An 11,332-nucleotide genomic window follows, 5' to 3' on the forward strand; every position below is an offset into this window, starting at 1 on the left:
ACTACAATGACCATATTAAAGACATAAAAAAACCCCTGATTTAACATCAGGGGTTTTTTGAATTTGGCGGAAGCGGTGAGATTCGAACTCACGGAGGGGTATAAGCCCTCGTCGGTTTTCAAGACCGGTGCATTAAACCGCTCTGCCACGCTTCCATGGGGTGTATATTACGGCCAAGCTTTGATGCATGCAAGCAAAAAATACAATAAATTGAATTAAATGCACAAGTTTTCATTAAATATTAAAGCTTCGCTGCTAATTCTGCGCCATCACGAATGGCACGCTTGGCATCAAGTTCAGCGGCAAGTTTGGCTCCACCAATTAAGTGATAATGGGTTTTGCCTTTTAAAGGCTGTTGCGGCATTAAATAGCTCACAGATTCTTGCCCTGCACACACCACCACATGATCAACACGTAACAATTGTGCTTGCCCTGCAAGCTCAATCCATAAACCTTCTTCGGTGACCGCTTGATATTGCGCGCCAGCCAACATACGCACGCCGTGTTTTTTTAATTCTGCGCGATGTACCCAACCCGTGGTTTTACCCAAACCAGCCCCTACAGGGGTATTTTTGCGCTGTAACAAGTAAATCTCACGCTGAGGCTTAGGTGTTTTGGCAATAACTAAACCACCTGCGGTTTGATAATGGCTTGTCGGGTCCACACCCCATTGTTTTTTCCACTCTGCAACCGATTGATGCGCTGATTTTAATAAAAACTCTGCCAGATCAAAACCAATGCCTCCTGCCCCAATCACAGCCACGCGCTGACCAACATGAGCCCCCTTTAATACCTCGCTATAGGATAAAACTTTGGGTGAGTCTGCACCTTGTAGTTTTAAACTGCGGGGTACGACTCCTGTGGCAATAATTACTTCATCAAATTGAGCTTGTTCTAAGTATTCATGGGTGACTTGCGTATTAAGCTTAAGTTCTACATCATATTTTTTCAGTTGTACCTCAAAATAGCGCAGCGTTTCATAAAACTCTTCTTTACCGGGAATGACTTTGGCCAAATTAAATTGCCCACCAATCTGGTTTTGAGCTTCAAACAGTGTGACCCGATGCCCACGACGTGCTGCCACCGTAGCAGCTGACAAACCTGCCACACCTGCGCCCACCACGGCAATGTTCTTGATTTTTTTAGTGGGTAAATAGCGCAGTTCGGTTTCATAACAGGCTTGCGGATTGACCAAACACGTGGCACGTTGATTTTTAAAGGTATGATCAAGGCAAGCTTGGTTACACGCAATACAGGTATTAATTTCATTAATACGCCCGCTTTGGGCTTTATTGACCCATTCAGGGTCGGCTAGAAAAGGACGTGCCATTTGAATTAAATCGGCTTGCCCTTGATCTAAAATACTTGCGGCAGTTTCAGGCATATTAATCCGATTAGATGCCATAACCGCAATGCTTACATGTTGTTTTACTTCGGCAGTGTAATCGACAAAAGCGGCACGTGGCACAGAGCTGACAATGGTTGGAATACGCGCTTCATGCCAACCAATCCCTGTATTTAAAATATGAATACCGGCTTTTTCTAAGGCTTGGGCAATTAAAATCACCTCATCCATACAATTGCCACCTTCAACCAAATCCAGCAATGACAAGCGAAAACACAGAATAAATTGATCGCCCACACGCTCACGAATGGCTTGAACAATCTCAACCGCCAAACGCATACGATTGGTTAAGCTGCCACCCCAACGGTCTTTACGCCGATTCACATGCCGGCTTAAAAATTGGTTAATCAAATAGCCTTCTGAACCCATAATTTCCACCCCATCATAGCCGGCTTGTTGAGCCAATTCGGCAGTGCGGGCATAGTCATTAATGGTGTCTAAAATATTTTGGTGGCTCATCTCACGCGGTTTAAACGGTGAAATGGGCGATTTAATCCGACTGGCCGATACCACAAAAGGCTGATAACCATAACGTCCGGCGTGCAGAATCTGTAATAGAATTTTCCCGCCATGTTGATGTACAGCACGGGTGACCAAACGGTGGGCAATCACATCAGCGCGATAATTTAATGTTCCCCCCATGGGCAACAACCAACCTTGCCGATTGGGCGAAATTCCACCAGTAATCATTAAGCCCACACCACCTTTGGCGCGTTCGGCAAAATAAGCGGCTAATTTAGGGTAGTTATAAAAACGGTCTTCTAAACCGGTGTGCATAGAACCCATCACCACACGATTTTTTAAACTGGTAAAACCCAAATCTAATGGACGAAACAAAGATGAATTGACCAGCGACATAGGCGCTCCTTGAGTCATTTGGTTATTGTTATGGCTTGAGTGTACCCTGAAATCTGCTGTGCTTGCCCAGCAATAGCGAAAGATTCAAAACTCACAGCAGTTTAGATTTATTTTGCAAATGGACTTGGTAATTTTAATCGATTGTGTTTTTTAAGCCAAACAAGCACGTTTTATAATGATACAATGCTGAGTTTAGATTTTCTCCTTGGCTGCCATCATGGTTGCCTATTTTATATAGTTAGGACGAGCAATGACTGATAATGCAACGATCTTGCAGAATGTACCAGTAGGCAAAAAAGTAGGTATCGCTTTCTCTGGTGGTCTAGATACTTCAGCTGCACTATTGTGGATGAAACAAAAAGGCGCTGAACCTTATGCGTATACCGCAAACTTAGGTCAGCCAGACGAAGATGATTACGATGCGATTCCAAAGAAAGCTGAGGCCTACGGCGCAGTTAAAGCTCGCTTAGTGGACTGCCGTTTACAGCTTGCATTAGAAGGTATTGCAGCGATTCAATGTGGCGCTTTCCACATCTCAACCGGTGGTATGCCGTATTTTAACACCACACCACTGGGTCGTGCGGTAACAGGTACCATGCTTGTGACTGCCATGAAAGAAGATGACGTCAACATTTGGGGTGACGGCTCGACTTATAAAGGCAACGACATTGAACGTTTCTACCGTTATGGTTTGTTGACCAACCCTGCGCTTAAAATTTATAAGCCTTGGTTAGACCAAACCTTTATTGATGAATTAGGTGGCCGTGCAGAAATGTCACAGTTCCTCATCGACAACGGTTTTGACTACAAAATGTCAAAAGAAAAAGCCTATTCAACAGATTCAAACATGTTAGGTGCAACGCACGAAGCCAAAGATTTAGAATATCTTGATGCTGGCATCAAAATTGTTGAGCCAATCATGGGCGTTGCATTCTGGAAAGATGACGTAGACGTTAAAGCTGAAGAAGTGTCTATTACGTTTGAAGAAGGCTTCCCTGTTGCGATTAACGGTCGTCGTATCGAAGATCCAGTTGAATTTATCTTAGAAGCAAACCGTATCGGTGGCCGCCACGGTCTAGGTATGTCGGATCAAATTGAAAACCGTATCATCGAAGCGAAATCGCGTGGTATTTATGAAGCACCGGGTATGGCATTGCTTCACATTGCCTACGAGCGTCTTGTCACGGGTATTCATAACGAAGATACCATTGAGCAATACCGCATCAACGGTTTACGTTTAGGTCGCCTACTTTACCAAGGTCGTTGGTTCGACTCTCAAGCATTAATGCTACGTGAAACGGCTCAGCGTTGGGTTGCTAAAGCGGTTACAGGTACTGTAACGCTTGAGCTTCGTCGTGGTAATGACTACACGATTATGAACACTGAATCTGAAAACCTAACCTATGAAGCTGAACGCTTAACCATGGAAAAAGGTGATTCAATGTTCTCTCCAATGGATCGTATTGGTCAATTAACCATGCGTAACTTGGATATTACTGATACACGTCAAAAATTGGGCATTTATACTAACTCAGGTTTATTGGCTGTAGGTACAGGTTCTGCTGTGCCACAATTAAAAGACAAAAATAAATAATTTTTGTTGTGAAAAAAAACCGCTCAGCTGAGCGGTTTTTTTATGCTTAAAAACACAGCAACTACCGCCATATTGCGGCATTATTGGCTAAAAATCGGCTTTTGTTGCGCTTAAAGATTATCATTTGTGCATTTATAGATTATCATCGGACTTATTTTTTTGAAGTACAGCTGTGAATACGATTACTCTTCTTCAGCCAGATGATTGGCACGCTCACCTTCGCGACGGTTTATCTCTACAACGCACTGTGCCAGATTTAGCACGCCAGTTCTCACGTGCGATTTGTATGCCAAACCTTGTGCCACCGGTTAAGACTGTAGAAGAAGCGATCAGCTATCGCGAACGCATTATGGCACATGTACCAGAGGGTCTAAACTTTGACCCACGTATGGTGCTGTACTTCACCAACAATACTTCACCTGATGAAGTGAAAAAAATTAAAGACTCAGCGCATGTCAATGCCATTAAGCTTTATCCTGCTGGTGCCACCACCAATTCAGACAGTGGCGTAAGTGACATTGAAAAAGTTTACCATGTCATTGAAAAAATGGAAGAATATCAAGTTCCATTGTTATTACATGGTGAAGTCACGCATAACCATGTGGATATTTTTGACCGTGAAAAACGTTTCTTAGATGAAGTATTAGCACCGCTTTTACAAAAATTCCCAAAATTAAAATTAGTGCTTGAGCATATCACTACAGCAGAAGCCGCTGAATTTGTGTTAGCGCAAGGCGAGCATGTAGCCGCCACCATTACCCCACAGCATTTATTATTTAACCGCAATGATATGTTGGTGGGTGGTATTAAACCGCATTTTTATTGCTTACCTATTTTAAAACGTCAAACCCATCAAGCCAAATTGCTTGAAGTGGCCACCTCTGGCAATCCTCAATTTTTCTTAGGTACAGACAGTGCACCGCACTCGAAAAATGCCAAAGAAAATGCCTGTGGTTGTGCGGGTTGCTATAGCGCACCAACTGCAATTGAGTTGTATGCTCAAGCCTTTGACCAAGTGGGTAAAATTGAGCGTTTAGAAGGCTTTGCAAGCCATTTTGGTGCTGACTTCTACGGTTTACCACGTAATACTACAACGATTACTTTGGTCAAAGAAGAACAGACCATTCCTGAGAGTTTTGACTATTTGGATGGCGAAAAAATTATCCCACTTTATGCGGGTAAAACCATCCAGTGGAGAAAATTGTGACACAAGAAACAGGACCTATGATTGGTCAGCGTTTCCGTGGTTTTTTACCTGTTGTTGTTGATGTCGAAACAGCAGGTTTTAACGCGCAAACCGATGCTTTACTTGAAATTGCGGCCATTCCAATTGTGTATGACGACAATGGCAAATTTGTACCAGGTCAACCTTATCATGCCCATATTAATCCTTTTGAAGGAGCGAATTTAGATCGCCGCTCATTAGATTTTATTGGGGTTGATCCATTTAATCCCATGCGTATGGCCATGGCTGAAGATGAAAAAACGGCATTAAAACGTATTTTCAAATCAGTCAATGAAGTACGTCGTCAACAAGGCTGTACTCATGCAGTGTTGGTGGGTCACAATGCCCATTTTGACTTAGGTTTTTTACAAGCTGCGATTGCACGTACAGGCAGTAAAAACCAAAACCCATTTCATAGTTTTTCCGTATTTGATACGGTCACCTTAAGTGCGGTGATGTTTGGTCAAACCGTACTTGCTAAGTCATGTATTCAAGCGGGTATTGAGTTTGATGGCAAAGAAGCCCATTCTGCGTTATATGACACGCAAAAGACCGCTGAACTGTTTTGTTATATTTTGAACAAACTCGCACCACATTTACTTGACACTTTGGTGGCGGATCAATAAGATACCGCCATCTTCTAAACGTCCCTATCGTCTAGAGGCCTAGGACATCGCCCTTTCACGGCGGTAACCGGGGTTCGAATCCCCGTAGGGACGCCATCTATTTCTTGCTTTATTCCTCTTGGCCTTAATAAGGCACTGAGTCATATTTTCTATCTCAATTGACTTTTATTATACTTTTCATACAAAAAATTTTAATGTTTATAGCTTTGGCTTGATGTTCAGTCACCATATCACTCACTCATTAAGTTTAAGCATGTTTACTGCCTCTATATTTTTACTTTGGTGTTTTTAGCCAAAAGCTAAATATATTTCTCTCCCCTCCTTCAAAGCCTGTTGTACTTTTATCATCTAAAGCGAAATAACCACGCTTGAATTGTTCATAGCACATTATTGTGCTTTTTTATGTCTTGTGTTTCACAAAGATAAAATATTGCCCATCATGAGGTAGAAAAGATCACAATCTTAAGTAAGATTGTTGCAATTGAGTTAAATTTTAATGATAATTACTCTCGTTTTCATTTGTATATCTATTTCGCTATGCGCTTTTCGCTTTCTACTTTAACGACCGCAATACTTACCATTTTAACGACCTCTGCTTATGCCAATGATTCAAATGAACAACAAGAAAAAAATGTGGCTTTACTGCCGATTATTGTAAAAGCACAAGAAAGCCAACCCTTAGGCAAAACAATTTATACAAAACAAGACTTAGAGCGCATTCCAAATGGTTCTAAAAATATAACCAATTTCTTAAAAATTAATCCAAATGTTCAATTTAGTCATGATCATCTAGCTGCAAGCGCCCAAGCCGATTTAAAACCTGCTGAAATTTCGATTCACGGGGCACAATCATTTCAAAATAAATTTGTCGTTAATGGTGTGAGCAATAGCAACCTACTAGACCCTATGGGTTCAGGTACAGCAATTTACGGTGGCATTGCTGCCGGTTCACAAGGTGTGGCAATCAATACCGATTTACTGTGTAATCTTGAAGTTTTAGACAGCAATGTCAGCGCAAAACATGGTGGATTTACCGGCGGTGTCATTCAAGCTGAAACCTGTGCACCAAATACAGAAATTGGTAAAATTCACGGCAGCATCAGCTATGACTATACTGAAAGTGATTGGAACCGTTATCACTTAACTACTGATGCAGATCAAGGTTTATTTGCAGGCGAATCGACCCAATCCAACCAAAAAGAATACGTTCGACAAGGTGTAAGTACTAATCTTTACGGCAAACTTTCAGAAGTCTATGCTTTTGATGCCTATGTATCACAACGTCGCTCTGAAGTGCCTGTTGCCAGTGGACTTCCTTCTCCGACCGAAATTGAACAAAAAAAATTCAATACCAATATTGGTGCAACGCTGTATATCGACCCTAACGCACAAACCAAAATGAAGCTTGGTGTCACATTAGGCGATTTAGAAGACAATAGTTATGTTGATAAACGACGACATTCTCAAAGCACGACTCAAAATGAATCAGCATTAATGTTTGCTGAAATTGACCAGCAATATGGTTGGGGTGAATTAAAACAAAAATTAAACTATCAACAAATTGATAACGATCGTACATCTTCCTCGGATCGGGGGGTAAACTGGATCTATGCCCCAGGCAGTAAAGACTGGAGCAATACAGAACAAGCTTGGGAAGGTGCAACTTCAGCAGATATTGCTTTAAAACAACACAGCATCAACTATGAATTAGACACAATATTAAATAGCTTTGATTTGGGAGACACCAAACATCAACTGAGTGCTGGTTTTGCTTATCATTATGACAATGTGCAGTGGCAACGTAGCAAAGATTTTATTACCCACTATGCTGTCACATCAGGACCCACCCAAAATTTATATGATTTAAAGGGTGCATCATGCCAAGCCAATGATCCACTTTGTGATGAAAATAGTACAGCTCCATTCATGAGCAATAAAGTGCTTACGGTCTTCAATGGTCAATATTTTGGTGGTGGTAGCTTATATAAAGCAGGTCAATTTGATGGCACATATCAACAAGCCTCACTGTATCTTGAAGATGCAATTAGTTGGAACAATTTCAATGCACGTTTAGGTGTGCGTGCCGATTATGATGAAGCAAATCGCAATTTAAATGTTGCACCGCGTAGCAGTATTCGCTATCAACCTTTTTACAATGACAGCCTCACTTTCACATCAGGTTGGAACCGCTACTATAGTGCACCAACTTATATGACTGACTTACGTCAATCTGTTACGTCTTTGGATTTCAACTTAAAGCGTGAGGATCAAAATTCTGACTGGACCGAAAGTCCAAAAACAAGCTGGAATACAGATACTCAAAAACAAGACTTAAAAACCCCATATGCTGATGAAATTGTATTCGGTATCAATAGCCAATTTAAAAATACGCATCTTGGTCTTAAATGGGTCAATCGTCAGTACAAAGATGAAATTTCCCGCAATCAAATAGGTACAGGCGTAAATCGCTACACAGTGTATGACAATAGTGGTTACGGTGAAAATGATACTATTACGCTTGAAGTTAATACCCTAGAACCGATTAAGTTTAAAGGTAGCCAACATGAGTTAGGCTTAGCAATTAACTATACTGATGCTTATCGCAGTACTCCTGATTACACAGACGTTTTGATTGAAGAAGAGCTGCAAGAACTGATTTCTTATGATGGCAAAATCATAGAACATGGTGACATGCCTGCCTCAAACTATAACCAACCAATGACTGCCCGTGTCTCTTGGGATATTGGTTTTGATACATTGCCTTTAAAAATTTCTAACTTTTTCAGCTATAAAGACACATATGAACAAGTGTTAGAGGCCAGTTCTGCTGATAAAGTTGTACACAATGGCGTTAAGATTGATACCTATACATTACAGGAAATCAAACCTCGTTTTACTTGGGATATGCGTACCACTTATAACTGGAATATCACTCAAGATTATTCCATGATTTTTGGTCTTACTATCAACAATATCACCAATAGAAACAATTTATATGCTTCAGGAAATAAGCAGTACTCAGAAATTGGGCGTCAGTTTATTGCCGATGTGAGCTTTAAATTCTAATTTTATAGAGCATTCAATGCATGCTCTTTTGTATCTTCAGGAGTCATAAAATGCCTCATCTCATCACAATTCTTTGCGCTATCATTGCTGTTATGGGGTTAATATGGTTCAGTTTTCAGCAAGAAGAAGTCCCTGAGAACCTGCTCAACCATAAGACTCAGCACACATCACCTATTTCAAGCATATCAATGCTTAGGCTATTTTTAGGTTAAATAGCTAAGCGATGTGGCTGATAACGTCAGTCACAAATTATTTTAAGCTATGTTTTTTAAAAAATAAGCATGTTTATAGGATACAAATAAACTTCATGGCTATTTTATGTGCTTAAAAAGCGCGCTGATTGAGCCAAATTTTTTATGCCTTATCCTGAGCTGAATTGGGCTATTGGTAGAATTATTTATTTGAAAATAGGCTATTTTTTTAAAAACCACTATTTTTTAGCCAATTGAATCTTTTTTTAAAGTTAAACTTTGATTTTAGTTTGACAGGATTTAAAAAAATTCTTAGTATGTGCATCACCTCAAAACGTCCCTATCGTCTAGAGGCCTAGGACATCGCCCTTTCACGGCGGTAACCGGGGTTCGAATCCCCGTAGGGACGCCATTTATCACAGTTCGTGATTCATAAATAAAAGTTATCGCATTGATAAATAAATTGCAGATTTGTAGTTTTACACTACAATAGTCAGCTTCTCTTCTTTTTTATTTTTTTCTGTTATGCAGCCATCTATGCAGCAGGGCAATTCTGCGCCTTTAAAACGCGCTATGAGTACCCGACATTTGGTCATGATCTCACTCGGTGGTGCGATCGGGACTGGCCTATTTTTAGGTTCGGGTGAAGTCATTGCACAAACTGGACCGATTGGTGCCATTCTCTCCTATTTTCTTGGTGGTGTGATCGCCTATATGGTCATGCTGTGCTTGGGTGAACTTGCGGTACATATGCCGGTTTCAGGTTCGTTTGGTGCTTATGCCAAACAATATATTGGTCCGGGTACTGGCTATACCGTCACATGGTTATATTGGCTCACATGGTCAGTGACTTTAGGCACTGAATTCACCGCCGCCGCACTCCTTATGCAAGAATGGTTCCCACACGTGTCCATGTGGTTGTGGACACTAATTTTTGGGGTATTTGTCTTTAGCTTAAATATGATTTCGACGCGCTGGTTTGCCGAATCTGAATTTTGGTTGGCGTTGGTTAAAGTTATTACCGTTGTGGCTTTTATTCTATTGGGTTTATTGGCCATCTTTGGTGCAGTGTCTTATCAAGGCTTCGAATCTGCGCCGTTGTTTACCAATTTAACCGCGCAAGGTTGGTTCCCTGAAGGCTTATTCCCGATTTTTGCCACCATGTTGATTGTGAACTTTGCTTTTTCTGGCACAGAACTGATTGGCGTTGCTGCAGGTGAAACCAAAGATCCTGCCAAAAATGTACCCAAAGCCATTAATACAGCAATTTTGCGCTTGTTGGTGTTCTTTGTGGGTACCATTATTGTTATTAGTGCCTTGTTACCACATCAAGCAGCAGGTTTAGGTGCTGAAGGTGTCAGTAGCAGTCCATTTGTAACCGTGTTTAATCACATTGGTATTCCTTATGCTGAAGACATGATTCGTTTTGTGATTATTACTGCCTTGTTGTCGGCTGCCAACTCAGGTTTATTTGCTGCCTCACGTATGATGTGGGCGTTATCGGATCAAAAACAATTGCCTGCTGTGTTCTCTAAAGTCAATGCGCGTGGTATTCCGTATGTGGCGGTGATTGTGACCATGATTGGTGCCATGCCGGGCTTGTTGTCAGAGCAATTTGCGCCTGAAACCATTTTTAAAAATTTACTGGGGATTGCGGCCTTTACCATGGTGGTGGTCTGGATGAGTATTTGTTTAAGCCAATACAATTTCCGTCGCCAATGGTACAAACAAGGCAAAACTGCGCAAGATTTAGGTTTTGCAGCACCCTTGTTCCCGATTGTGCCGATTTTAGGTTTTGTATTTTGTTTTATCACCTGCGTAAGTATGGTGTTTGACCCAGAAATGCGACCTGGCTTTATTGGCTGTATGATCTTTATTGGCTTGTGCTATGTCAGCTATTATGCGCTGTATCATAAAAAAGCCTAAATTGTTTTAATAAAGCGGCTCAATAGCCGCTTTATTTTTGTTCTGTATTTAAAAAATATGATGACTACATGGTAGTTGCCATGACTTTGGCTGCAAATTTAATTGAAACTTTGTAGCAATATCGCTGCTATTTTAGGCAAAATCGTGGTTAAATCACCAACATTGCCTTATTTTTAAACGCTTAATAGTTTTTTTGATTTATTTTGCAAAAAAGCGTTTGACACCCCCCTATTCTCACCCTATTATACGTCCACCTCTGAAACGTCCCTATCGTCTAGAGGCCTAGGACATCGCCCTTTCACGGCGGTAACCGGGGTTCGAATCCCCGTAGGGACGCCAATTTCAGAAGTAACTATTTTATTAAGTCCCTATCGTCTAGAGGCCTAGGACATCGCCCTTTCACGGCGGTAACCGGGGTTCGAATCCCCGTAGGGACGCCAT

6 protein-coding genes and 5 tRNA genes are annotated in these 11,332 nt (G+C 41.3%); 9 read left to right on the forward strand and 2 right to left on the reverse strand.

All coding sequences use genetic code 11. The features are described 5' to 3' along the window. Nucleotides 1-64: 64 nt before the first annotated feature. Together Q0Z55_RS07200 and Q0Z55_RS07205 are read right to left on the reverse strand one after the other, a co-directional pair. Nucleotides 65-155, reverse strand: a tRNA-Ser gene (locus Q0Z55_RS07200). A gap of 86 nt (nucleotides 156-241) precedes the next feature. Then, entirely contained in the window at nucleotides 242-2,263 is a 2,022-nt protein-coding gene (locus Q0Z55_RS07205; RefSeq protein ID WP_297426333.1) for an NADPH-dependent 2,4-dienoyl-CoA reductase, read from the reverse strand. Nucleotides 2,264-2,513: 250 nt separating this feature from the next. Between Q0Z55_RS07205 and argG the strand changes: the two genes are divergently transcribed. The 9 genes from argG (at nucleotide 2,514) to Q0Z55_RS07250 (ending at nucleotide 11,331) form a co-directional block, all read left to right on the forward strand. Further along, nucleotides 2,514-3,857 carry an argininosuccinate synthase gene (gene argG / locus Q0Z55_RS07210; protein ID WP_297426336.1) on the forward strand — a complete coding sequence of 448 codons (1,344 nt, stop codon included), beginning with the start codon at nucleotides 2,514-2,516 and terminating at the stop codon, nucleotides 3,855-3,857. A 172-nt stretch (nucleotides 3,858-4,029) separates the two neighbouring features. Further along, nucleotides 4,030-5,064: a dihydroorotase gene (gene pyrC / locus Q0Z55_RS07215; RefSeq protein WP_297426338.1), complete on the forward strand. Its 1,035-nt coding sequence runs from the start codon at nucleotides 4,030-4,032 to the stop codon at nucleotides 5,062-5,064. Further along, nucleotides 5,049-5,708 carry a ribonuclease T gene (gene rnt, locus Q0Z55_RS07220; RefSeq protein WP_297426341.1) on the forward strand — a complete coding sequence of 220 codons (660 nt, stop codon included), beginning with the start codon at nucleotides 5,049-5,051 and terminating at the stop codon, nucleotides 5,706-5,708. The genes pyrC and rnt overlap by 16 nt, the downstream gene beginning before the upstream one ends. A gap of 20 nt (nucleotides 5,709-5,728) precedes the next feature. Continuing rightward, a tRNA-Glu gene (locus Q0Z55_RS07225) sits at nucleotides 5,729-5,804 on the forward strand. Nucleotides 5,805-6,245: 441 nt separating this feature from the next. Next, nucleotides 6,246-8,774, forward strand: coding sequence for a TonB-dependent receptor (locus Q0Z55_RS07230; RefSeq protein ID WP_297426344.1), 2,529 nt, complete (start codon nucleotides 6,246-6,248; stop codon nucleotides 8,772-8,774). Nucleotides 8,775-9,301: 527 nt separating this feature from the next. Next, a tRNA-Glu gene (locus Q0Z55_RS07235) sits at nucleotides 9,302-9,377 on the forward strand. A gap of 125 nt (nucleotides 9,378-9,502) precedes the next feature. Continuing rightward, nucleotides 9,503-10,891, forward strand: a complete 1,389-nt coding sequence (locus Q0Z55_RS07240) for an amino acid permease (protein ID WP_297426347.1) — start codon at nucleotides 9,503-9,505, stop codon at nucleotides 10,889-10,891. Nucleotides 10,892-11,154: 263 nt separating this feature from the next. Further along, nucleotides 11,155-11,230: transfer RNA gene (locus tag Q0Z55_RS07245), tRNA-Glu, on the forward strand. 25 nt (nucleotides 11,231-11,255) lie between these two features. Continuing rightward, nucleotides 11,256-11,331: transfer RNA gene (locus Q0Z55_RS07250), tRNA-Glu, on the forward strand. The last annotated feature ends 1 nt before the right edge of the window (nucleotide 11,332 follow it).

Source organism: uncultured Acinetobacter sp., assembly GCF_947626835.1.
In the GTDB taxonomy this organism is placed as follows: domain Bacteria; phylum Pseudomonadota; class Gammaproteobacteria; order Pseudomonadales; family Moraxellaceae; genus Acinetobacter.